The sequence below is a fragment of the Pelomonas caseinilytica genome, assembly GCF_021353235.1.
Classification (GTDB): Bacteria; Pseudomonadota; Gammaproteobacteria; order Burkholderiales; family Burkholderiaceae_C; genus Pelomonas; species Pelomonas caseinilytica.
Window position 1 is genome coordinate 1 of sequence record NZ_JAJTWT010000014.1, and the last position, 21,015, is coordinate 21,015.

A 21,015-nucleotide genomic window follows, 5' to 3' on the forward strand; every position below is an offset into this window, starting at 1 on the left:
ACGCTCCACGCTTCCTTCCCACACTCGGTCTCCCTCATGCAGTTGCGCTTCGCTTCGTTCGTCGTGATCAACTTACGACGGGACTTGCACCCGTAGGGGTGCGCCCATGCTGGGCGCACAACGAAGAAGGGAGCCGCGCGGGCTCCCTTCGGGCATGACGGCCGAAGCCGCGGTCAGAACCGGTAGCCGATGCCGAACTTGATGGACACCGGGTCCAGCGTCGTCTCGATGGTCTGGCCCGTGGACAGGGTGCCGGTCGTCTTGATGAAGGTCTTGGTGACCGACAGGCTGGCCGACCAGTCGTGGGTGATGTTGTAGGCGGCCCCCAGCTCCACGGTGGCACCCAGTCGGCTCTTCATCTTCAGCGTCGTGGGGTTGTTCACCGTGCCGCCGGTGATGCCCGAGAGCACGGCCGTGGCACGCGGCTTGTAGAAGTAGCCATAGGTCGGGCCGGCGCCGATGAAGGGGCGCAGCACGCTGTTCGCCTCGCCGAAGCGGTACTGGGCCAGCAGGGTCATGGGCAGCGACTTGACGGTGCCCAGCTTGCCCACGCCATCGATGGCGCCCGCGCCGACGATGTCGTGCTTGAAGGGCGCGGCGATGGGCAGGTCGATGCTGATGTTGTCAGACCAGTAGTAGGTGATGCCGCCGACGAAGGAGGTGGCCTTCTTCACATCGACCTTGGTGCCGGCCAGGCTGGGCGCGGTGAGGTCGCCGCTGTCGACCTGGGGCGTGATCTGGGCCGCGCCGCCGTAGACGACGATGCTGCCGGCCGACTGCGCGAAGGCACTGCCGCTGGCGAGGAGGACGGCCAGGCCGGATGCGACACCGAGGAGGAATTTGCTTTTCATGGGAGGTCTCCGAATGGGTGAGGCCGCGGCTTAGAGCCAGCCCTTGGTGGCCAGGGACTTGCCGATCAGTTGCTGCGTCAGCTGATGGCCGTAGGGCGTCGGATGGAAGCCGTCGGAGAAGCCATAGCTCTTCCACCAGTCGGCGCCGCCCGTGGCGCCTGCGGGCGGCGCGGCGGACAGGGCCGCGGCCGTGCAGGTCGGGAAGTCGTAGGTCGGCAGCCCGTCGCTGCCCACGCCCTTGATCGGGCAGGCCGGCGTCTTGATGTTGGTCAGCCCGAACTGGGCCGGCGTGGCGACCTGGTCCTGGAAGGCCTTGAAGAAGTCGATGACGATGACGCCGTCGTTGCCGGCCAGCTTGGCGGCCAGTTCGGTGTTGTAGGCCGTCATCCAGCCCTGGAACAGGGCCTGCGAATCGCTTCGTGCCTTGGCACCGGCGGCAGCGGCGTCCGCATCCGATGCCCCCTTGGCTTTGGCTCCAGCCACCGTCGCGGCCTGGACGCCGTCCAGCACCATCTGGAAGCGCGGCGTGAAGGTGATGTCGGGGATGTTCATGACGACCACGTGGGTCGCGCCCTTGTCGAGGACGTTGGTCTTGATCTGGCCGTAGAACTTGTCGGCCAGGGCCGTCATGTAGGTCGCGCCAATCTGGGCCGTGGTGGCAGCGCCGCCCTGCAGCGCCGTGCCGATCTGGGTGGGCGTCAGCAGCGTGCCGAGCAGGGCCGAGTAGCTGGCGGCCTGGTCCTTGGGGATGCTGAGGTAGGCCCCCACCAGGTCGGCCGAGTCGTTGCCGCCGCCGTCGATGATGACGAGGTCGCTGGCCGTGTAGCTGCCCGTCGCCGCATAGGCGGCCATCTGCACGCCCACGTTGAGCGGGTTGGTCGGCAGTACCTTGGGATGCGTGATGCGGCCCCCCCCGATCGCATAGCTCGTGCATCCGGCCTTGGGGCTGTTGACGAACGTGGTCTCGCTGGTCGCAGCGTAGTAGGAGCACAGCGTCTGGCCGTAGTTGGCCGCGACGCGCTCGGCGTAGATCAGGTTGTCGGAACTCTGGACGGTGAACTTGAAACCGAAGGTGCCACTGTCCTGGATGCTGTCGCCGAAGACCTTGACGGAGCTGATCTTGACGGCCGGGGTCGTGTCCGCCGAGGCGCCGCCGCCGCCGCAGCCGGCCACCAGCAGGCCGCCGAGGAGTGCCACCGACGCGGCGGCGATCCGGGTGAGTAAGGGTTTCATGTTGTCTCCTAGGCGACACCGCGGGCGCGGCGCTTGCAAATTGGGGAGCGCAACTCTAGCCGCAGCAATTTCGTACGGTCGTTCGTTTTTCCCCTTGGATCGCGTAAAGAAAGACAGCCGAAGGCTTCGGCGACGCGGGGCAAGTCTGTGGATGGCGCTGGGACAACCGGGCGGATATCCACAGGCGGGCGGCATCCGGCCGAGTTGTTCCCAATCGGCGGCCAAGTCGTCCGGGGGTCGGCACACAGGCTTTTGCCGCGGCCAAGCGCTTGGCACGCAAGGACTTTTGGGGTTTGTCCACAGCGCGCGGCGGGCACTACTACGACGACTACCTTCAAATCTTGAATACTGTCTTGAATACATAGCCCGCTACTTCCATGGACATCTCCGCCCTGCAGCAACGCCTGCGCCGCTTCGCCGAGGAGCGCGACTGGCAGCCCTACCAGACGCCCAAGAACCTCGCCATGGCGATGACGGTGGAGGCGGCCGAGCTGCTGGAGATCTTCCAGTGGCTGACGCCCGAGCAGTCGCTGAACCTCAGCGACGACCAACGCCGCCATCTCGGAGAGGAACTGTCCGACGTGCTGCTCTACCTGGTGCAGATCGCCGATCACGGCGGCGTGGACCTCGACGCTGCAGTCGAGCGCAAGCTGGCGATGAACGCCGTCAAGCACCCACCACTGAAGAGGTCTTGAGGGGGTTGCCGCAGCCATCGGCCCGCAACATGGCGGTCCCGTCGAGCGCAGGACCTGCCAGAAAAAAGTTCTGTCAAGTGGCCGTCTGACGGACTTGGGCAATGACAATCGCGCGCTTTCGTCCCCTGCCAAAGCTCCAAGAGTTCCATGTCCGTGATCCAGGTTCGCCCCGCCACCCTGCGCGATGCCAAGGCCATCGCCGAGATCCACGTCGCCGCCAGCCAGGATGCCTACAAGGCCCTGCTGCCCGCCGCGGCGCTGGATGCGATGTCGGTGCAGAAGCGCCAGGCCTTCTGGCGCGAAGCCATCGACCTGTGCGAGCCGCAGGTCCTGGTGGCCCATCTCGACAACAAGATCATGGGCTTCGTCGGTTTCGACCGTTCGCGCGACAAGGGCACGCCGGCCACGACCGGCGAGGTCTGGGCGATGTTCGCCGACCCCGTGCACTGGGACAAAGGCGTCGGCCTGGCCCTGTGGGATGCCGCGCGCGATGGTCTCCAGGAGGAAGGCTGCACCAAGGCCACGCTGTGGTGCTACCTGCGCAATGAGCGGGCGCTGCGCTTCTTCGAGCTGGCCGGCTTCAAGCGCGAACTCGGCAGTGCGCGGACCTCGGAAGTGGGCGGTGCCCGCGTCGAGGAGATCCGCCTGCATCGCTCGCTGGTCTGAACTGAAGCGGCCATGAAAGAAGCGCCCCGAGGGGCGCTTTGCTTTGGGTCCGATTGAGCGACGGCTGCGGTACCAGCCGTGGCGCCAAGGTACTCCTTGAACGAGGGGCTTCAGCCCTTGCGGCGGCGCGCGACGAAGCCGATGGCCAGCAGGCCGGACAGCATCAGCGCATAGGTCTGCGGCTCGGGCACCGCGGTGACCGTGAAGGCCGTCGTATTGGGCACCGTGGCAGCGTAGTTGCCGTTGGTGGTGTCCACGGTCCAGTTCGCCACGTCGCCGACCAGGGCCTTGTAGGCCGCGAAGTTCGGCTGGCCGCTGCGGGCGCCGTCGTACTGGCCGAAATCCGGCGTCGCGCTGGTCGTGTTCTTGTTCAGGCGGATGGCGTTCAGGCCTTCCGTCAGGCCGGTGCCGGCGATGCTGCCATCGACTGCGAAGCTGCCGTTGGTGATGGCGCTCAGGAAGGTCGTCGGTGCGGTGGCGCTGCCGAGGTAGGCGTACAGCGTCTCATTGCTGGCGGCGAGGCCGTAGTTGGTGCTGCCGCTGACGGCCTGGCGCGAGAGCGTGCCGACCGAGGACGACAGGCTGGTGGTGTCGATCTTGCTGAAGCGGATCACCGTGCCGGCGGCGACCGTGTCTGCACCGCTGACCCAGCGGTGATAGCTCTCGCCGGTGTTGAAGCCGGTGCTGCCGTTCCACTCGTTGTCGGTGAAGTAGACGGTGGTGTTGGGTGCGATGTCGGCGAAGGCGACCATCGCCCAGCCGTCCTCGTCGGCGTTGAAGGCGCTGAAGACGAGGTCGCCGGTGGTGAGGCCGGCGGCGGTGGCGGTGTGGGAGGCCAGGGCCGCGACGGCGGCGCTGGCGAGCAGGGCGAGGGATTTGTTCATGGTGGGCTCCGGAAACAGACCGGCGCACTGTCCAGCCCGGCGGTGAAGGCCACATGACAGGTTCCGGCCGACCCTCCCCTCGACTGCGGGGTCAGGCGGCGTAGCCGCCGGTGGCCAGGGCCCAGCCGTCGGTCGCGTCGTCGTGGCGCTGGATGTGCACGGGGCTGAGCTTCCTGGCGGCGGCGCGCTCGACGAGGTTCTCGGCCTGTTCGGGCGTCAGCTGCAGGGCGAAGCGCGTCCAGCGCTTCTGGACCAGGGGCTGCGCCCAGGCGTCTTCCAGGGCCCAGCGGATCTGGTGTGGCTGCTGCAGTTCAGCCGCGCCCAGCACGCGCGGGGCCAGGGCCAGCAGGAAGCGGTTGAAGTCGGTGCGCAGGGCGTCGGTGGGCAGCAGGGCCTCGAGGCGGGCGAGGCGGGCGCTCCAGCCCGGCGTGGCGAGCTGGCGGGTGACGAGGGCCTGGAGGGCCTGAACGGGGTTGAAGAGGCGCAGGCGGTTGGGCGGCAGCACGCGCAGCGGGATGCGGGCGGCCTCCTCATGGCTGAGCGGCGTCACGAAGCTGGTCAGGACGGCCAGGCGCTCCCAGTCGGCCTCGGCCAGGCCGCCGATGCGGGTGATGGGACCGGCCGCGCAGCTGGCGGCCATGTCGGCCAGGGCCTGGTAGCCGCGACTGCCCTTGGCGCGGTTGGCGCGGCGGCTCATGACGGCCAGGTTGCCGGCCGCGTAGCCGGCATCGTCGCGGACGCGGTCGATGCTGCGGCTGTCGTCGTCGAGCAGTTCGCGGGTGACGGGGCAGTGGTCGGTGTCGAGCTGGGCGAGATGGTGGGGCGTGAGCTGGATGTCCTCGAAGCTGCGGCCACGCGCCCAGGCATAGGTACGCAGGGCCAGCCAGCGCTCGACCTGGGAGCTGGCCGGCGTGCGCACGGCCCGGCCACGGGCGGCCTGCCAGCCGCGCTGCAGCGGCGACTGCGGGTAGAGGTGGGCGATGGGCGGCGTCAGGCCGTGCAGGGCGTAGTCGCGGCCCAGCGCGAGGCCGACGCGTTCATGGGCGCTGAGGCCGGCGGGGGCTTGGTCCATGTCGAGGTCGAACTGGACGAAGGCGGGGCGGGCGGCTTGGGCGGTGGCGTCGTGGGCGTGGAAGACGGCTTGCATGGTCGGGCTCCGTGAGAAGAGGAGAGGCACGCGACACAGTCTGCGAGCGCGGTAGCTCATGAGATGATCCACCCGCTAAACCACTGTGAATATTTTCAGCTGAACCATGGACCGCACCGAACGCTTCTACAAGATCGAGCACCTGATCCGTTCGCGCGGCTGCGTGTCCTTCGCCGAGCTGATCGAGGCGCTGGAGGTGTCGCCCGCCACGCTCAAGCGCGACCTGGCCTACCTGCGCGAACGGCTGGACGCGCCCATCGAGTACGACGCCGGCGCCAACGGCTACCGCTTCGGCCAGCAGTGGCGCGGCGGCAAGCACGAACTGCCGGGCGTGTGGTTCAACGAGGCGGAGCTGCATGCCCTGCTGACCATGCAGCAGATGCTGGCGGGCCTGGACGAGCAGGGCGTCGTCGGCCGCCACCTGCAGCCCATGTTCGACAAGATCACCGGCATGCTGGGCGTGGACGCCGCCGAGGCGGACGAACTGCGCCGCCGCGTCAGGCTCATCGGCACGGCGCGCCGCCGCGTGGCCAGCGACAGCTTCGAGACCGTGGGCAGTGCGGTCGTCAAACGCCGGCGCCTGGCCATCCGCTACCGCAAGAAGCGCGACGGCGCCGCCAGCGAGCGCGAGGTCTCGCCGCAGCGCCTCGTTCACCACCGCCATGCCTGGTACCTGGACGCCTGGTGCCATGCCAGCGACGCCTACCGCCGCTTTGCGCTGGACGGCATCGAGGCCGCGACGCTGCTGGACGCCGAGGCCAAGGCCGTGCCCCTGGCCGAGCTGGAAGCCGAGCTGGACCAGGGCTATGGCATCTTCGCTGGCGGCAGGCCACAGCAGGCTGAACTCGTCTTCAGTGCGGAGTCGGCGGCCTGGGTGTCGCGGGAGGAGTGGCATCCGGCCCAGCGCAGCGAGTTCCTGCCCGACGGCCGCTGGCGCCTGCACCTGCCCTACGTGGACGACACCGAGCTGCTGATGGACCTGCTGCGCCACGCCGGCCAGGTGGAGGTCGTCGCGCCGCCGGCGCTGCGCGAGGCCTACGCCCGGCGGCTGCGCCAGGCGGTCCAGGCCTTGTAGGACAAGGACGCGTCATTTGAGTTGGGTCATTTCGAAGCGCCGCCGATGGCGTTAGGCTCGGGCCGTGTTGATTCCCACCGAGGAGCTGGCAATGAGTGACACCACCCTGGCCAAGGAAAAGCTGGCCGCCGACTTCCGCGCCGTGATGGACGACATCGACGCGCTGATGACCGCCACGACGCAGAAGGCCGACGGCGAAGTCAAGGCTTTGCGGGCGCGCATCCAGGATCGTCTCGCCGGCGCCAAGGAGAAGATCGCCGACGCTCAGCACGAGGCCGTGCAGCGCGCCAAGGACGCCGCCGCCGCCACGGACGACTACGTGCACGCCAAGCCCTGGCAGGCCATCGGCGCCGCCGCCGCCATCGGCCTTGCCTTAGGCGTCCTGATCGGCCGCCGCTGAGCCGCCGATCTTGAGCGACACCAAGGAACCCGTCTCCGCGCCGCTGCGGCGCCTGGGCACGTCGCTGCTGACGCTCGGCCGCATCCGGCTCGAGCTGCTGGCCATCGAGGCCCAGGAGGAGAAGGAGCGCATCGCCAGCCTGCTGTTGTGGGCGGTTCTGGCCGCCCTGCTCGCCGGCTTCGGGCTGCTGATGGTGTTGGTGCTGGTGACCGTGGCGTTATGGGACAGCTACCGGCTGCTGGCCCTGGGCGGCGGTACCGTCGTCCTCGTCGCGGCGGCGATCGTGGCGGTGCTCAAGGTGAAGGCCTTGATCGCCCAGCCGGCCACCCTCTTCCAGTCCAGCATCGCGGAGCTGCGCGATGACGCCGACGCGCTGAGGCGGCGGGCCGGCCCATGATGCCGCGCATCCCGGCCGACCCCGGCCAGCGTGCCGAGCGCAAGGCCAACCTGCTGCTGGCCTCTGCCGTTCTGAGGGGCCAGGCCGTGCTGGCAGTTGACGACCTCGGCGACCGGGCCGACGGCCTGGCCCGCCGCGTGTTGACGCTGCGCGAGTGGCTCTCGCATCCGGCCGTGCTGGCCGCCCTCGGCGGCGGCGCGGCCTTCTTCGCGGGGGCGGGCCCCCGGCGCCGCGGCTTGCTTTGGCGCGGGCTGCGCTGGGCCTGGTTCGCCTGGCAGACCTGGGGCCGGCGGCGCTGAAGCCGCCTCAGGCGCCGGCGGCGTCCAGGCGCTTCATGCGCTCACTCTGCCAGTAGACGTCGTCGCCGCCCAGGCCGTCGAGGTTGGCGCGGTTGAGCACGCGGGCCAGCACGAAGAGCAGGTCAGACAGGCGGTTGAGGTACTGGCGCGGCGCGGCGCGCACCGTCTCGTGGGCGGCCAGGGTGACGACGGCGCGCTCGGCCCGCCGGGCGATGGTGCGGCAGACGTGGGCGATGGCCGCGCTGCGCGTGCCGGCCGGCAGGATGAATTCCTTGAGCCTCGGCAGGGCGGCGTTGTGGTGCTCCAGCGCCTCGTCCAGGCGCAGTACGGCCGCTTCCTTCAGCAACTCGCCGCCGGGCCAGGAGAGCTCGCCGCCGAGGTTGAAGAGTTCGTGCTGGATGACGATGACCAGCTCGCGGACGTCCTCTGGCAGGGGCTCGGCCAGCAGCAGGCCGAGGTGGGAGTTCAGTTCGTCGACGTCGCCCATGGCCTGCACGCGCAGGTGGTCCTTGGGGACGCGGCTGCCGTCGGAGAGGCCGGTGGTGCCGTCGTCGCCGGTGCGGGTGGCGATCTGGGAAAGGCGGTTGCCCATGATGGCGGTCTGCTCGGATGCAAAGCCGCCATTGTGCGCAGTTGCGCTCAGTGGCGGCGTCCGCTGCGGTGGAAGGCCGGACGATGGGGCGGCGGCGCGTCGTGCGGCTTGAAACCGGTACCCGCCGACCCGCGCGGTGGCGGCGGCATGCCGTCATCGGGCGGCGAGGCCCGGCGCAGCAGCTCGCGCCATCGCAGGGCCAGCCAGTCGAAACGCACCGCTCCGGCGAGGATGAGGACGGCGACGGCGATCAGCAGCAGCCAGCTCAAGGTGGGGTCCATGCAGGTCTCCCGGGTCAGCAAAGGGTGATGCTGTCACTTCGGCCGGGGCACTGCAAGACAATCCCGCGTCGCCCGTGGAGCTGTCCGTGAACGCGCCCTCATCCTTCGTCCCCGCGCCGGCCCTGCCGGCCGCCTTCCTCGACGAGCTGCGAGCCGGTTTTGCCGAGCGCTGCTCCACGGCCCAGGCCGTTCGCGAACAGCATGGCCGCGACGAATCCGTCTTCGACGTGCCGCCGCCGCAGGCGGTGGTGTTCGCCGAAAGCGAGGCCGAGGTCGCGCGCGTCGTCTCGCTGTGCGCCGCCCATCGCGTGCCTGTCATCCCCTATGGCGCGGGTTCCTCGCTGGAGGGGCACCTGCTGGCCGTGCGTGGCGGCGTCAGCCTCGACGTCTCGCGCATGGCCCGCATCCTGCGCATCGACGCCGAGGACCTGACGGCGACCGTTCAGCCCGGCGTCACGCGCAAGCAGCTCAACGAGGCGCTCAGGCACGAGGGCCTGTTCTTCCCCATCGACCCCGGCGCGGATGCGAGCCTGGGCGGCATGGCGGCCACGCGGGCCAGCGGCACGAACGCCGTGCGCTACGGCACCATGCGCGAGAACGTGCTGGGCCTGCGCTTCGTGAACGCGAACGGCGAGGTCGTGCGCACCGGCTCGCGGGCGAAGAAGAGCAGCGCCGGCTACGACCTGACGCGCCTGCTGGTGGGCAGCGAAGGCACGCTGGGCGTCATCACCGAGCTGACCGTCAAGGTCCATCCCCTGCCCGAGGCGGTGTCGGCGGCGGTCTGCTTCTTCCCGGGCATCGATGCTGCCGTGCGCACCGCCATGCAGGTCATCCAGCTCGGGGTGCCCATCGCCCGTTGCGAGCTGCTGGACGCCAACGCCATCAAGGCCGTCAATGCGCACGACAAGCTGGGGCTCAAGGAAGCGCCCATGCTGCTGATGGAATTCCACGGCAGCGAGGCCGGGGTGGCCGAGCAGGCCGCCGCCACCGTGCAGGCCGTGGCGGACGAGCATGGCGGCGAGGCCTTCGAATGGGCCACCACGCCCGAGGCCCGCACGCGGCTGTGGACGGCGCGCCACCATGCCTACCTGTCGGGCCTGCAGATGCGCCCCGGCTGCCGCGCGGTGACGACGGACACCTGCGTGCCCATCTCGCGCCTGGCCGAGAACATCAACGCCTCCATCGACGAGGTGGAGGCCGCCGGCCTGCCCTATTTCGTCGTCGGCCACGTGGGCGACGGCAACTTCCACATGGCCTACCTGCTCGACCCGGCGCGGCCCGATGAACTGGCCACCGCCGAGCGGCTGAGCGCGCAGATGGTGGCGCGGGCGATTCGCCTGGAAGGCACCTGCACCGGCGAGCACGGCATCGGGCTGCACAAGCAGGGCTTCCTGCGCGACGAGGCCGGCGACGAGGCGGTGGCCGTGATGCGGGCGCTGAAGGCGGCGATGGACCCGCTCGGCATCCTCAACCCCGGAAAAATCTTCACCGGCCCAGGCCCCGGCGATTGACCACAATCCGGCGCTTTCCACTGCTCACGAGGAGACGACACCCATGTTCAACCACATCATGGTCGGCAGCAACGACATCGAGCGCAGCAAGCGCTTCTACGACGCGGTGCTCGGCGTGCTCGGCGCCGCAGAAGGCTTCCGCAGCCCGGCGCCGACGGGCCACCAGCGCGTGTTCTACCGCCATGCGGGCAACAGCTTCGGCGTGACCCAGCCCATCAACGGCGAGGCGGCCTGCCATGCCAACGGCGGCACCATCGGCTTCAAGTGCGAGTCGGCCGAACAGGTCAAGGCCTTCCACGACGTGGCCGTGGCCCACGGTGGCCAGTCCATCGAAGAGCCGCCGGGCCTGCGCGACGGCGCCCTCGGCCCCATGCACCTGGCCTATGTGCGCGACCCCGACGGCAACAAGCTCTGCGCGGTGTACCGGCTGCCCAAGGCGGGATGAGATTCCCGGTACAGATTTCTGTACCATTTCTCCCATGAAGACCACGCTCGACCTCAACGACCAGCTGCTGGCCGACGCCAAGGCCCTGGCCGCGCAGCAGCGCACCAGCCTGACGCGGCTCATTGAGGAAGGCCTTCAATGGCGCCTGCGCGCCCAGCCGGCCAAGCCGGCGCGGCGGGGCCGCCTGCCCGTCTTCGACGGCCACACGGGTCTGGTGGAGGGTGTGGACCCCAAGAGCAACAAGGCGCTGCTGGAAGCCTTGGGCGATGACGCCTGACGTCAACGTGCTGGTGGCCGCCTTCCGTGCGGACCACCCCCATCACCGCATCGCGCGGGACTGGCTGGAAGGCGCTCTGGACGGTGCGCAGTCGGGTGCGGTCTTCACGGTGATGCCGATGGTGCTGGCAAGCCTGCTCCGCCTGGTGACCAGCCCGAAGATCTTCGTGACACCCACGCCGATGGCCGAGGCCGTGGCGTTCGTGGACGCCCTGCTGGCCCTGCCTGGCGTGCAGCTGGGCACCCTCGGCCCGGAGTGGCCGCGGCTGACGGCCCTGTGCACGGCCAAGGCGCTCAGCGGCAACGACGTGCCCGACGCCTGGCTGGCGGCGGCGGTGGAACAGGCAGGGGAACATCTCGTCAGCTTCGACCGGGATTTCCGCAAGCTCCTCCCGCGAGGGCGGTTCACGTTGCTGGAGGCGGGGCCGCGCTGAACACCCCGTTCTGCGGCGCACCATGAAAAACGCCGCCCGAAGGCGGCGTTTGCGAGCCGGGAGCGAGGGCCTCAGAACATCGCCTTGAGCTGCACGCCGTAGGTGCGCGGCTCGTTGATGAAGCCCGTGAGGTTGTTGAAGTCGATGGCGCCGGTCACGCGGATCTGGTTGGTCAGGTTGCGCACGAAGCCGGCGGCCTCGTACTTGCCGTTGCCCCAGATGTAGCCCACGCGCAGGCCGCCTTCGGTCACGGCCTTGCCGGTGAACTCGGTGGCCTCGTACAGGAAGAAGTTGACCTTGGAGCGGTAGGCCCAGTCGGTGTAGACGTAGACCTCGTCGCCGCTGGCCAGTGGGATGCTGTAGCGGGCGGTCAGGTTGGCCGTCCACTTGGGCGCGTTGGGCAGGGCGTTGCCGTCGACCATGGCGTTGCCGTTGACGATCGGGTCCAGCACCGTCGGGTAGACCTTGGGCTGTCCGAACGGCGCCGTGTTGAGCGAACCGCCCGGGGGCACGCCCAGGGCCGCGTCCTTGATCTTGGTGTTGTTCAGCGAGCCGCCGAAGGTGACCAGGAAGTCGGGCGTGATCAGGGCCTCGAGGTTGAGCTCGGCGCCGTTGCCGGTGGCCTTCTTGGCGTTGAGCAGGCGGGTGGCGTTGCTGCTGCCGCCCACGGCCGTGAGCTGCAGGTCCTTGACGGTGTAGGTGAACAGCGAGCCCGACAGGCGCAGCGTGCGCTTGAGCAGCTCGCTCTTGAAGCCGACCTCGTAGGAGTTGACGTTCTCGGGGCCGGCCTGCGACTGGCCGGCGAAGGCCGAGGCGTTCTGCATGGACGAGGCGCGGAAGCCGTTGGCGTAGCGGGCGTAGAGGTTGGTCGTCGCGTCGAGCTTGTAGGTGGCCGACAGGTCGCCGCTCCACTTGCCGTCGTCGGTGTGGGCGGTGGTGCCGGTGGAGGTGTTGAACCCGCCGCTGCCGGCGTGGGTGGTGGACAGGTCCTTCTTGTCCTTGGTGTAGCGCAGGCCGGCGCGCAGCTTGAGGTTGGGGCTGACGGCGTAGTTCAGCGAACCGAAGGCGGCCCAGGCCTTGTTGGTCTGCGCGGTGTAGATGTGGTCGACGTCGACGTGGGTGGTCGTGTCGTAGCTGATGTTGTCGATCGTGTACTTCTCGTCGAAGGCGTACACGCCGGCCTGCCAGCTGAGCGGCCCGGCGGTGTTGGACTCCAGGCGCACCTCCTGCGTGAGCTGGCGGTGGCCGTTCATGCCGCTGCCGGTCTCGGACTGGAAGGGGATGCCGGGCGCACCGGCGACGCCGCCGTCGATGTCGCCGCGCGACAGGGGCTTGACGTGCTCGTAGCCGGTGATGGAGTAGACGTTCACGCCGGGCAGGGACCACTTCAGGCGCAGGCTGCCGCCGGTCTGCTTGAGGGTCTGCTCGTTGACGCCGTTGAAGGCGACGGTGTCGGTGCTGAAGCCGTCGGCCAGGTCGTTGGTGCCGCGCTTGATGGCGTTGGCGCGGAAGAGGCGCGGGCTGCCGTTCAGGTCGCGGAAGTGCACGTTGGCCAGGGCGCTGAACTGCTGGTGCGGCTCGTACAGCACTTGGGCGCGCACGGCGCTGTCGCGGTAGCCCTCGGTCTTGGGCGTGGCGGCGTTCGCGGCGGTGTTGTCGACCCAGTCGCTGCGGCGCTGGCTCTGGGCCGAGATGCGGGCGGCCCAGTCGCCGCTCAACGGCAGGTTGGCCGCGCCTTCGACGTTGACGGTGCCGTAGTTGCCGACCGTGAGGCTCGCATAGCCGTCCTGCTTGTGGCTGGGCTTGACGGAGTCGAACTTGACGACGCCGGCCGGCGTGTTGCGGCCGAAGAGGGTGCCCTGCGGGCCGGCGACCACTTCGACGGCGGCGGTGTCGAAGATGGGGAAGCCCTTGAGGATGGGGTTCTCCTGGACCACGTCGTCGACGATGACGCTGACCGGCTGCGAGGCGTTGAGGCGGAAGTCGGTGTTGCCGTAGCCGCGCAGGTAGAAGCGCGGGAAGGCGCGACCGAAGCTCGATTCGATGTTCAGGCTGGGCACGCGGCCTGACAGGAAGCGCAGGTCCTGGCCGCCGGAGGCCAGCACGTCGAGCTTCTCGCCGCTGATCTTGGAGACGGCGTTGGGCACGTCCTGGATGTTCTCGGCACGGCGCTCGGCCGTGATGACGACGGTGTCGAGCTGGCTGCGGTCCTTGGGCGCTTCTTGGGCCAGGACGGGCAGGGCGGTGCTCAGGGCGAGGGCCAGGAGGCTGAGGCGCGGGGCGTTCATCAAACGACGACTCCAGAAATTGAAAACGGCCCCAACAGCAGGGCCGGCGGCGGGATTGTCCCGGCCGCGGCGGGGCGCGGCGACGGTCAGGGCCCCGGTTGTTGCGCGAGTCTGACGGGTTGGTAAGTTTGGCGACGGGCCAGTTCGGTGCCCCCGCACCAGCAGCGTGCTTCAGGGCGCACGAGAATCGGCCGCCATGAGACGTCGCACGCTGATCGGCCGGCTGGCCGCCCTCCCCGCGGTCACCACCTTGCCGGCGCAGGCCGCGCCGGATTTCGCGGCGCTGGAACGCCGCGTCGATGGACGCCTGGGCTTCTTCGCCCTGGACACCGGCCGTGGCCGCACGTTGGCGCACCGTGCCGACGAGCGCTTCGCCATGGCCTCGACCTTCAAGAGCCTGCTGGCCGCGCGCGTGGCGCATGGCGTGCAATCGGGGCGTTGGCGCTGGGAGGACGAAGTCATCCTGCAACCGGGCGACCGGGTGCCGCACGCGCCCGCCTTCGACCGCCTGCTCCCCCGGGGCCGGGCGACGCTGTCGCAGCTGGTTCAGGCCATCCTCGTGCTCAGCGACAACCCTTGCGCCAACGTCCTGCTGCGCCACTGCTGCGACGGCCCCGCGGGCCTGACCGCGTGGCTGCGCGCACAAGGCGACCGGGTCACCCGCCTGGACCGCTGGGAGACCGAGCTCAACGACAACGCCCCCGGCGACCCGCGGGACACCACCACGCCGCGCGCCTTCGCCGCGTCGCTGCGGCATCTGCTGCTGGGCGCCGGGCTGGATACCGCCGGGCAGGGGCGGTTGTGGTCGGACATGCAGGCCTCGCCCACCGGCTTGAAGCGGCTGCGCGCCGGTGTGCCCGCCGGGTGGCGCGTCGTCGCCAAGACGGGGACCGGCGGTCGCGGCGCGGTCAACGACGTGGGCCTGGTGTTCCTGCCGGACGGGCGTCAGCCCTGGGTGGTCGTCGCCCTGCAGTCGGACTCCACGGCCTCCACCGACGAACTCTCGGCCACGCTGGCCGACGCCATGCGCCTGCTGGTGGCCGCCTGGGGCTGAGCCGGCGCTTCGGCGCGCCAGACCCGCTCAGGTGTGGACCCAGCCGTGGGCGTCGGCCTCGCGCGGCGAAATGCCGGTGGCGGGCGGGCGGCGCGGGGTCGACGGCGCAGCCGGCCGGGCCGTCGCCACCGCCTGGCCCGGCGCCAGCTTGAAGACCGCCACTGCCTCCACCAGCTGCTGGGCCTGCAGGTTGAGGCTGGTGGCCGCCGCCGCCATCTCTTCGACGAGGGCGGCGTTCTGCTGCGTGGTCTGGTCCATCTGCGAGACCGCCTGGCCGATCTGGGCCACGCCGGAGTTCTGCTCGGTGCTGGCGGCGCTGATCTCGCCGACGATGTCGGTGACGCGGCGGATGGAGCCCACCACCTCGGTCATCGTGCTGCCGGCCCGGTCCACCAGGGCCGTGCCCTGCTCCACGCGCTCGACACTGGCGGTGATGAGGCTCTTGATCTCCCTGGCCGCCTCGGCGGCGCGGCCGGCGAGGTTGCGCACTTCGCCCGCCACCACCGCGAAGCCGCGGCCCTGTTCGCCTGCGCGTGCGGCCTCGACGGCGGCATTGAGGGCGAGGATGTTGGTCTGGAAGGCGATGCCGTCGATGACGCCGATGATGTCGGCGATGCGCCGCGAGGACTCGTGGATGCCCTTCATCGTGTCCACCACCTGGGAGACGACGCTGCCGCCGTCCGAGGCCACCTGGCTGGCGTTCTGCGCCAGTTGATTGGCCTGGCGGGCGTTGTCGGCGTTCTGCTGGACCGTCGAGCCCAGCTCCTCCATGGAGGCGGCCGTCCGCTGCAGCGCGCTGGCCTGCTCCTCGGTGCGCTGGCTGAGGTCGTGGTTGCCCTGGGCGATCTGCGAGCTGGCTGAGGCGACCGATTCCGCACCGGCCCGCACCACGCCCACGACCTGGGCCAGCCCCGACTGCATGGCGTGGATGGCGGCCATCAGGCTGGTGGTGTCGCCGTTCCTGACGACGATCTCGCTGTCCAGGTGGCCCTGGGCCACGGCCTGAGCCAGGCGGCGCGCTTCGGCCGGCTCGCCGCCGAGGGTGCCGAGCACGTCGCGCAGGAGCGCCAACGTCAGTGCCGCTGCCATCACCATGGCCACCAGCAGCAGGCCGACCATCGTCCAGCGGCTCGCGCCGTAGGACGAAGCGGCGGCCGAGGCGGCACCCACCGAGCCGCGGTCGTTGAGGTCGACCAGCTTGCCGAGCTGGTCGACCACGCCGTTGAAGGCCTGGCGCGATTCGCCGCGGAACAGGGCGCGGGACGCGGTGGCCTGTGCCTCGCCCGCCTGCGACGAGCGCAGCAGCCGATCCTGCACGGCCAGGTAGGCGTCGGCGGCCTTGCGGTAGTCCTCGTAGAGGGCCCGTTCCTGGGGTGAGGTGATGAGAGGCTGGTAGCTGGCTTCGAGCTTGGCCAGCGATGCCTTGGCGTTGGCGATGCGTGTCTCTGCGGCACCGCGCTCGGCATCGGTCGACGACATCAGGTGGTCGGCCTCACCGCGGCGCAGCTGGTTGGCCGTGGCCCGCATGTCGCCCAGCACCTTGACGCTGGGCAGCCAGCTGGTGGCGATCTCCTCCGTGTTGGCGTTGATGCGCGCCATGTTGTAGATGCCGACGCCGCCGACGATGAGGGTCAGCAGTACCAGGGACACGAAGGCGCCGGTCAGTTTCTGGGACAGCTTCATGGACGTTCCCCCTTGCGGTTGGTGGCGCGGCCGCCTCGTCCGGCCAGGACGGCCCGCGCAGTCGAGACCTAACTGAACAATCGGGCGACACATTGTCCCGACGCCGGACGGGACGGCGGGGCAATCCATGTTCCGGGCAGGGCCTTGGCGAGGCTTCGCCGCGCGGCGAAGCGTCGGGTGGCGGCGTCGACCCACACTGGACCTCCACCGCACACGAGAGGACCGCCATGCCCCGCATCACCTGTTTCATCCGCTACGAGACCGACCCTCGGCAGCGCGAGGCCTTTCGGGCCTATGCCGCGAACTGGGGCCGCATCATTCCCCGCCTGGGCGGCCGGCTGCTGGGCTACTGGCTGCCCTGGGAGGGCACGAGCCACGAGGCCTGGGGCCTGGTGGGTTTCGATTCGCTGGCCGACTACGAGGCCTACCGCGCCCGGCTGAAGGCCGACCCCGAGGCGCGGGCCAACTTCGAGTTCGCGCAGCGGGAACGCTTCATCCTGCGCGAATGGCGGACTTTCTGTGAGGATGTGCAGCCATGATCGCCGTCATCTTCGAAGTCCAGCCCACCGCCGAGGGACGTGCCGCCTACCTCGACCATGCCGCGGCATTGAGGCCGCTGCTGGAGGGCATGGACGGCTTCCTGTCGGTCGAGCGCTTCCAGAGCCTGTCCGACCCGCAGCGGCTGCTGTCGCTGTCCTACTGGCGCGACGAGGCGGCGGTGCGGGCCTGGCGCGAGGTGGAGAGGCACCGGCAGGCCCAGGCCGCCGGTCGCGGCGGCCTGTTCGCCGACTACCGGCTGCGCGTGGCCCATGTCGTGCGCGACTACGGCCTCGACGACCGCGAGCAGGTGCCCCGGTGACCCAGGCCGAGCCGCGCCTGGCCCGCGTCGCGGCGGCCATCGCCGATCCGACCCGCGCACGGGTGCTGGCGCGGCTGCTCGATGGCCGGCTGCACACGGCCGGGGAGTTGGCGGCGCATGCCGGCGTCGGCGCGGCGACGATGTCGGCCCACCTGAAGCTGCTGGTCGACGAGGGCCTGGCCCGGGTGAGGCCGCAGGGGCGGCATCGCTATTTCGGCCTGGCCGACGGCGACGTGGCGCATGCGCTGGAAGCCTTGCTGCGCCTGGCCGACAGCCGCGATGCCGCCGAACCGGCCGCGGACCTGCGCCGCTGGCGGCAGCCCGCCATGCAGGGCCTGCGGCACGCGCGCAGCTGCTACGGCCACCTGGCGGGCGAGCTGGGCGTGCGCTGGCGCGAGACCCTGCTGGCCCGCGGCTGGGTCGTGGCGTCGCCCGAGGGGCGCTACGCGCTCGGCGACGCGGGCCGGGAGGCACTGGCGGACCTGCTGCCGGCAGCATTTGCCGCCGGATCTGCCGGTGGCGCCCGCCTGCTCTACGACTGCGTGGACTGGTCCGAGCGCCGCGACCATTTCGCCGGGCCGCTGGCGGTGGCCTGGCTGGAGGCGATGGTGGACAAGGGCTGGCTGCGCCGCGTCGAGGCGTCCCGGGAACTGCAGCTGACGCCGCCGGGCCGGCTGGCGCTGGTCTCGCGCGGCTTGTGCTGACGACTCGTTCGAGGTGACCCTGGCGGGGCCGCTTCGCCAGCGGTCTTGGGGTGTACGGCGGCGGCGCTCGGGCCGAAGATGGGCCCGCAGGCAGCCAAGCCTGCGCCAGACGTGTGTTCTTGCATGGTGATGGGAGCTTTGGTGTCCCTGACGGCGGGCTGGCGGCCGATAGTTGAAGGTCGCCTTCACCGAGCCATGCCTGTCCGCCCCTTCGTCCGCTGGTTTCGCCTCCTCTTCTCGGCCTGGTGGTTGGTCGCGGGGCTTGCCGCCGCCGCACCGGCGCCGGGCGGCGGCGTGGCTTTCCAGAACACCGTGTCCACCCTGGTGGGTGGCAGCATGTCGCTGGCGGAGGATGCGGCCGGGTTCATCTGGGTCGGCACGCAGTCGGGCCTGGTCCGCTGGGACGGATTCCTCGGGCGGTCCTATCCCGTCGACCCCGCGCGCCCCGACGCCCTGCCGGACTCCTTCATCCGGACGCTTTACGTCGACACGGCCGGCCGGCTGTGGGTGGGTACCAACGTCGGCGGCCTGGCCCGCTACGAACCGCGCACCGAGACCTTCGTGCGCATCGCCGACCCGCAAGGGCTGGTGGGCAACGAGGTCCGCACCCTGGCCGAGCGCGCACCTGGCAGCCTGTGGGTGGGTGGCAATCGCGGCCTGGCCTGGCTGGACGTGCGCAGCGGCCGGCTGCAGGGCGAGGCCGTGCCGGCCGGGCTGGGTTCGGTCCGGGCCGTGCATGCGGGCCGCGATGGCGCGCTCTGGCTGGCGGGCGACGGCGGCCTGTGGCGGCGCGGCGCCGGCCAGGCGGAATTCACCCCCATCTCGCTGCCGACGCGCGAGGGCGCGGCACCGCGGGTCACCAAGCTGCTCGAGGACAGCCAGGGCCGGCTGTGGGTGGGCACGCGGCTGAGCGGGGTCTATGCGGTCGAGGCCGGCGGCGCCGTGGGCCGGCCCGTGCGCGAGAGCGGCGGCAGCGACGCCTCCAGCGACACGGTGCGGGAGATCGTCGAGGCCCGGCCGGGCGAGATCTGGATCGGCACCTATGGCGATGGCGTCCTGGTGCTGGACGTCGCCAGCGGCCAGACCCGGCGGGAGCGTCACGAGGCGGCCCGCGCGTCCAGCCTGGTGGACGACAGCGTCGGCGCGATGCTGAGGGCGCGCAATGGCCTGATCTGGGTGGTCACCAACTTCGCGCTGTCCCGCCACGACCCGCGCCAGGACCTGACCGAGGCCTTGTACGGCGGCCCCGGCCACGCGGTGCGCTCGGCCAACGTGCCGGCCGTGCTGGGGCTGCGCGACGGGCGCATCTGGATGGCCACCGGCGAATACGGCGCGCAGATCCTCGACCGTGAGCGCGACAAGGTCACCGAGCTTCTGGCCGACCCCGCCCGTCCCGACACCGCCCTGCCCAAGGCCCGCGTCATCGCCCTGGCCCAGGGGCGTGGCGACGAGGTCTGGATCGGCACCCAGGGCGGGCTGTACCGCGCCCGCTCCGACGGCAGCCGCCTGGCCCGGGTGCGCCTGCCCGGCATGCCGCCGTCGTCAGAGATCTGGGCGCTTGTGCTGCGGCAGGACAGGCTCTGGGTGGGCGGGCAGGACGGCGTGTGGGAGGTGGACCTGTCGCGTCCGGACGCGCCGCGGGCGCTGCGCCACCTGGAGGTGCCGGGCCACGTGCAGGTCACGGCCCTGGCCTGGGCCGCCGGCGTGCTGTGGGTGGGCACGAACGAAGGGCTGGCGCGGCTGGCCGAGGATGCGTCCGAGGTGGCCATGCTGCCGGTGGAGCCGGGCGACCCATCGGCGCTGCCGGGCGGCATGGTGGCCGGCCTCGCCGTCGACCGCCAGGGCCGGCTGTGGGTGGGGACCTTCGGGCGCGGCCTGCAGGTGGCGAGCGGCCAGCGGCCGGACGGCACGCCGGCCTTTCGCCGCATCACCACCGCCGAAGGGCTGCCGCACAACGGCGTCGACGCCGTGGTCGTCGACGGCGAAGGCATGCTCTGGGCGAGCACCGACGACGGCCTGGCGCGCATCGATCCGGCGACGCTGGAGGTGCGCAGCTTCCGGGCCGCGCAGAACGTCGGAATCACGATGTTCTGGACCGGGGCCGGTTCGGCCCTGCCCAATGGCGAGCTGTTGTTCGGCGGGCAGGGCGGCCTGCTCATCGTCCATCCCGAGCGGGTCCGCGAGGCCCTGCCGCCGCCGCGGCCGGTGGTCACCGAGGCGCGCCTGGGCGGGCGCACGGTGCCGGCGGCCATGCTGCTGGAGGAGGGGGGCGCCGTCATCCCGGCGGCGTCGCGCAGCCTGATGGTGGAGTTCACCTCCCTGGCCTTCACCGACGCTGACACGCTGCGTTATGCCTACCGCCTCGCCGGTTTCGATGCCGACTGGGTGGAGACGCCGGCGCAGCGCCAGCTGGCCAGCTACACCAACCTGCCGCCGGGGCGCTATGTGCTGGAGCTGCGCGTCGCGCCGCAGCGTGGCGCCTGGTCGGCACCGCTGGCCATCCCGGTCCAGGTGGAGGCGCTGTGGTACCAGCGGCGCGGCGTGCAGGCGCTGGGCGGCCTGCTGCTGCTGTTGCTGCTCGTCGGCGCGGAGCGGCTGCGCAGCCTGATGCTGCGGCGCCGCCAGGCCAGGCTGGAGGCCCTGGTGGCGCAGCGCACCGAGGAGCTTCGCGAGAGCCAGGCGCAGCTGGAGAAGATGGCCTATTTCGACGGCTTGACGGGCCTGGCCAACCGGCGGCTGTTCAACGAGGAACTGCGCGGCCGTATCGCCGAGGTCCGGCGCGGGGGCGGCGGCTTCGCGCTGGCGCTGATCGACCTGGACCGGTTCAAGCAGATCAACGACGAATACGGCCATGCCGCCGGCGACGCCATGCTGGTGGCGGCGGCCCAGCGGCTGCGCGACGTGGTGCGCGCCGGCGACCGCGTCGCGCGGCTGGGCGGCGACGAGTTCGTGGCGCTGCTGCGCCCGATGGGCGACAGCCTGGAGGCGCTGGACGCCGTGTGCAGCCGCATCGTCGAGGAACTGGGACGGCCGCTGTCCCTGCCGGGCGGCCAGGTCGTGCAGGCCGGGGCCAGCGTCGGCGTGGCGCGCTGCCCGCAGGCGGCCGAGGATGCCGACGCCCTGCTCAAGGCGGCGGACGTCGCCCTCTACGAAGCCAAGCACGCGGGCCGCGGGCAGTGGCGGCTGTGGCAGCCGCCGACGGCGCCGGCCAGCCTCATCCCGGCCGGCTGAGCCCGCCGGG

The 21,015-nt window shown here is 70.8% G+C and carries 23 protein-coding genes; 15 read left to right on the forward strand and 8 right to left on the reverse strand.

All coding sequences use genetic code 11. From position 1 onward, the window contains the following. Positions 1-173: 173 nt before the first annotated feature. Together LXT12_RS23145 and LXT12_RS23150 are read right to left on the reverse strand one after the other, a co-directional pair. On the reverse strand, positions 174-851 hold the full coding sequence (locus tag LXT12_RS23145) for an OmpW/AlkL family protein (protein WP_233394670.1): 678 nt from the start codon (positions 849-851) through the stop codon (positions 174-176). A 30-nt stretch (positions 852-881) separates the two neighbouring features. Beyond that, entirely contained in the window at positions 882-2,084 is a 1,203-nt protein-coding gene (locus LXT12_RS23150; protein WP_233394671.1) for an SGNH/GDSL hydrolase family protein, read from the reverse strand. A gap of 377 nt (positions 2,085-2,461) precedes the next feature. On the opposite strand from LXT12_RS23150, the gene LXT12_RS23155 reads away from it, so the two are divergent. Further along, positions 2,462-2,779, forward strand: a complete 318-nt coding sequence (locus LXT12_RS23155) for a nucleotide pyrophosphohydrolase (protein ID WP_233394672.1) — start codon at positions 2,462-2,464, stop codon at positions 2,777-2,779. 147 nt (positions 2,780-2,926) lie between these two features. Next, entirely contained in the window at positions 2,927-3,445 is a 519-nt protein-coding gene (locus LXT12_RS23160) for a GNAT family N-acetyltransferase (RefSeq protein WP_233394673.1), read from the forward strand. A 110-nt stretch (positions 3,446-3,555) separates the two neighbouring features. On the opposite strand, the gene LXT12_RS23165 is transcribed toward LXT12_RS23160, so the two are convergent. Together LXT12_RS23165 and LXT12_RS23170 are read right to left on the reverse strand one after the other, a co-directional pair. Then, positions 3,556-4,329, reverse strand: a complete 774-nt coding sequence (locus tag LXT12_RS23165; RefSeq protein WP_233394674.1) for a PEP-CTERM sorting domain-containing protein — start codon at positions 4,327-4,329, stop codon at positions 3,556-3,558. A 91-nt stretch (positions 4,330-4,420) separates the two neighbouring features. After that, positions 4,421-5,476, reverse strand: a complete 1,056-nt coding sequence (locus LXT12_RS23170; protein WP_233394675.1) for a hypothetical protein — start codon at positions 5,474-5,476, stop codon at positions 4,421-4,423. A 106-nt stretch (positions 5,477-5,582) separates the two neighbouring features. Here LXT12_RS23170 and LXT12_RS23175 point away from each other — a divergent pair, with 106 nt between their 5' ends. From LXT12_RS23175 to LXT12_RS23190, 4 genes are all read left to right on the forward strand, one after another. Continuing rightward, complete coding sequence (locus LXT12_RS23175) at positions 5,583-6,551, forward strand: helix-turn-helix transcriptional regulator (protein ID WP_233394676.1); 969 nt, start codon at positions 5,583-5,585, stop codon at positions 6,549-6,551. A 91-nt stretch (positions 6,552-6,642) separates the two neighbouring features. Further along, positions 6,643-6,951, forward strand: a complete 309-nt coding sequence (locus LXT12_RS23180; RefSeq protein WP_233394677.1) for an ElaB/YgaM/YqjD family protein — start codon at positions 6,643-6,645, stop codon at positions 6,949-6,951. Positions 6,952-6,961: 10 nt separating this feature from the next. Continuing rightward, positions 6,962-7,348 (forward strand): phage holin family protein, encoded by a 387-nt coding sequence (locus LXT12_RS23185; RefSeq protein ID WP_233394678.1) that lies wholly within the window; start codon positions 6,962-6,964, stop codon positions 7,346-7,348. Continuing rightward, entirely contained in the window at positions 7,345-7,647 is a 303-nt protein-coding gene (locus tag LXT12_RS23190; protein WP_233394679.1) for a hypothetical protein, read from the forward strand. Before LXT12_RS23185 ends, LXT12_RS23190 begins: the two co-directional genes overlap by 4 nt. A 7-nt stretch (positions 7,648-7,654) precedes the next feature. On the opposite strand, the gene LXT12_RS23195 is transcribed toward LXT12_RS23190, so the two are convergent. Together LXT12_RS23195 and LXT12_RS23200 are read right to left on the reverse strand one after the other, a co-directional pair. After that, positions 7,655-8,239, reverse strand: a complete 585-nt coding sequence (locus tag LXT12_RS23195; RefSeq protein ID WP_233394680.1) for a cob(I)yrinic acid a,c-diamide adenosyltransferase — start codon at positions 8,237-8,239, stop codon at positions 7,655-7,657. Positions 8,240-8,286: 47 nt separating this feature from the next. Then, complete coding sequence (locus tag LXT12_RS23200) at positions 8,287-8,520, reverse strand: hypothetical protein (RefSeq protein ID WP_233394681.1); 234 nt, start codon at positions 8,518-8,520, stop codon at positions 8,287-8,289. Between the two features lie 86 nt (positions 8,521-8,606). On the opposite strand from LXT12_RS23200, the gene LXT12_RS23205 reads away from it, so the two are divergent. The 4 genes from LXT12_RS23205 to LXT12_RS23220 are packed head-to-tail and all read left to right on the forward strand — an operon-like array spanning position 8,607 to position 11,186. After that, complete coding sequence (locus LXT12_RS23205; RefSeq protein WP_233394682.1) at positions 8,607-10,031, forward strand: FAD-binding oxidoreductase; 1,425 nt, start codon at positions 8,607-8,609, stop codon at positions 10,029-10,031. A 43-nt stretch (positions 10,032-10,074) separates the two neighbouring features. Beyond that, positions 10,075-10,476, forward strand: coding sequence for a VOC family protein (locus LXT12_RS23210; RefSeq protein WP_233394683.1), 402 nt, complete (start codon positions 10,075-10,077; stop codon positions 10,474-10,476). Between the two features lie 34 nt (positions 10,477-10,510). After that, positions 10,511-10,753, forward strand: a complete 243-nt coding sequence (locus LXT12_RS23215; protein WP_233394684.1) for a DUF6364 family protein — start codon at positions 10,511-10,513, stop codon at positions 10,751-10,753. Next, on the forward strand, positions 10,743-11,186 hold the full coding sequence (locus LXT12_RS23220) for a TA system VapC family ribonuclease toxin (RefSeq protein ID WP_233394685.1): 444 nt from the start codon (positions 10,743-10,745) through the stop codon (positions 11,184-11,186). The genes LXT12_RS23215 and LXT12_RS23220 overlap by 11 nt, the downstream gene beginning before the upstream one ends. A gap of 71 nt (positions 11,187-11,257) precedes the next feature. On the opposite strand, the gene LXT12_RS23225 is transcribed toward LXT12_RS23220, so the two are convergent. After that, positions 11,258-13,474, reverse strand: a complete 2,217-nt coding sequence (locus LXT12_RS23225; RefSeq protein ID WP_233394686.1) for a TonB-dependent receptor — start codon at positions 13,472-13,474, stop codon at positions 11,258-11,260. Between the two features lie 196 nt (positions 13,475-13,670). On the opposite strand from LXT12_RS23225, the gene bla reads away from it, so the two are divergent. Beyond that, positions 13,671-14,528 (forward strand): class A beta-lactamase, encoded by an 858-nt coding sequence (bla, locus tag LXT12_RS23230; RefSeq protein ID WP_233394687.1) that lies wholly within the window; start codon positions 13,671-13,673, stop codon positions 14,526-14,528. A 27-nt stretch (positions 14,529-14,555) separates the two neighbouring features. Here the strand turns inward: bla and LXT12_RS26980 are convergent, their stop codons facing one another. Next, positions 14,556-16,211, reverse strand: coding sequence for a methyl-accepting chemotaxis protein (locus LXT12_RS26980; RefSeq protein ID WP_304622784.1), 1,656 nt, complete (start codon positions 16,209-16,211; stop codon positions 14,556-14,558). A gap of 227 nt (positions 16,212-16,438) precedes the next feature. Between LXT12_RS26980 and LXT12_RS23245 the strand changes: the two genes are divergently transcribed. From LXT12_RS23245 to LXT12_RS23260, 4 genes are all read left to right on the forward strand, one after another. Beyond that, positions 16,439-16,750 (forward strand): NIPSNAP family protein, encoded by a 312-nt coding sequence (locus tag LXT12_RS23245; protein WP_233394688.1) that lies wholly within the window; start codon positions 16,439-16,441, stop codon positions 16,748-16,750. Further along, on the forward strand, positions 16,747-17,070 hold the full coding sequence (locus tag LXT12_RS23250; RefSeq protein ID WP_233394689.1) for an antibiotic biosynthesis monooxygenase family protein: 324 nt from the start codon (positions 16,747-16,749) through the stop codon (positions 17,068-17,070). Before LXT12_RS23245 ends, LXT12_RS23250 begins: the two co-directional genes overlap by 4 nt. After that, positions 17,067-17,774 carry an ArsR/SmtB family transcription factor gene (locus LXT12_RS23255; RefSeq protein WP_233394690.1) on the forward strand — a complete coding sequence of 236 codons (708 nt, stop codon included), beginning with the start codon at positions 17,067-17,069 and terminating at the stop codon, positions 17,772-17,774. The genes LXT12_RS23250 and LXT12_RS23255 overlap by 4 nt, the downstream gene beginning before the upstream one ends. Positions 17,775-17,969: 195 nt before the next feature. Beyond that, positions 17,970-21,005: a ligand-binding sensor domain-containing diguanylate cyclase gene (locus LXT12_RS23260; protein ID WP_233394691.1), complete on the forward strand. Its 3,036-nt coding sequence runs from the start codon at positions 17,970-17,972 to the stop codon at positions 21,003-21,005. Positions 21,006-21,015 lie beyond the last annotated feature (10 nt).

Excerpts from the sequence above, each read along its gene's own strand:
- LXT12_RS23145 (WP_233394670.1), bottom strand. The coding sequence starts at position 851 with ATGAAAAGCAAATTCCTCCTCGGTGTCGCATCCGGCCTGGCCGTCCTC.
- LXT12_RS23150 (WP_233394671.1), bottom strand. The coding sequence starts at position 2,084 with ATGAAACCCTTACTCACCCGGATCGCCGCCGCGTCGGTGGCACTCCTC.
- LXT12_RS23155 (WP_233394672.1), top strand. The coding sequence starts at position 2,462 with ATGGACATCTCCGCCCTGCAGCAACGCCTGCGCCGCTTCGCCGAGGAG.
- LXT12_RS23160 (WP_233394673.1), top strand. The coding sequence starts at position 2,927 with ATGTCCGTGATCCAGGTTCGCCCCGCCACCCTGCGCGATGCCAAGGCC.
- LXT12_RS23165 (WP_233394674.1), bottom strand. The coding sequence starts at position 4,329 with ATGAACAAATCCCTCGCCCTGCTCGCCAGCGCCGCCGTCGCGGCCCTG.
- LXT12_RS23170 (WP_233394675.1), bottom strand. The coding sequence starts at position 5,476 with ATGCAAGCCGTCTTCCACGCCCACGACGCCACCGCCCAAGCCGCCCGC.
- LXT12_RS23175 (WP_233394676.1), top strand. The coding sequence starts at position 5,583 with ATGGACCGCACCGAACGCTTCTACAAGATCGAGCACCTGATCCGTTCG.
- LXT12_RS23180 (WP_233394677.1), top strand. The coding sequence starts at position 6,643 with ATGAGTGACACCACCCTGGCCAAGGAAAAGCTGGCCGCCGACTTCCGC.
- LXT12_RS23190 (WP_233394679.1), top strand. The coding sequence starts at position 7,345 with ATGATGCCGCGCATCCCGGCCGACCCCGGCCAGCGTGCCGAGCGCAAG.
- LXT12_RS23195 (WP_233394680.1), bottom strand. The coding sequence starts at position 8,239 with ATGGGCAACCGCCTTTCCCAGATCGCCACCCGCACCGGCGACGACGGC.
- LXT12_RS23200 (WP_233394681.1), bottom strand. The coding sequence starts at position 8,520 with ATGGACCCCACCTTGAGCTGGCTGCTGCTGATCGCCGTCGCCGTCCTC.
- LXT12_RS23210 (WP_233394683.1), top strand. The coding sequence starts at position 10,075 with ATGTTCAACCACATCATGGTCGGCAGCAACGACATCGAGCGCAGCAAG.
- LXT12_RS23215 (WP_233394684.1), top strand. The coding sequence starts at position 10,511 with ATGAAGACCACGCTCGACCTCAACGACCAGCTGCTGGCCGACGCCAAG.
- LXT12_RS23220 (WP_233394685.1), top strand. The coding sequence starts at position 10,743 with ATGACGCCTGACGTCAACGTGCTGGTGGCCGCCTTCCGTGCGGACCAC.
- LXT12_RS23225 (WP_233394686.1), bottom strand. The coding sequence starts at position 13,474 with ATGAACGCCCCGCGCCTCAGCCTCCTGGCCCTCGCCCTGAGCACCGCC.
- bla (WP_233394687.1), top strand. The coding sequence starts at position 13,671 with ATGAGACGTCGCACGCTGATCGGCCGGCTGGCCGCCCTCCCCGCGGTC.
- LXT12_RS26980 (WP_304622784.1), bottom strand. The coding sequence starts at position 16,211 with ATGAAGCTGTCCCAGAAACTGACCGGCGCCTTCGTGTCCCTGGTACTG.
- LXT12_RS23245 (WP_233394688.1), top strand. The coding sequence starts at position 16,439 with ATGCCCCGCATCACCTGTTTCATCCGCTACGAGACCGACCCTCGGCAG.
- LXT12_RS23250 (WP_233394689.1), top strand. The coding sequence starts at position 16,747 with ATGATCGCCGTCATCTTCGAAGTCCAGCCCACCGCCGAGGGACGTGCC.
- LXT12_RS23260 (WP_233394691.1), top strand. The coding sequence starts at position 17,970 with ATGCCTGTCCGCCCCTTCGTCCGCTGGTTTCGCCTCCTCTTCTCGGCC.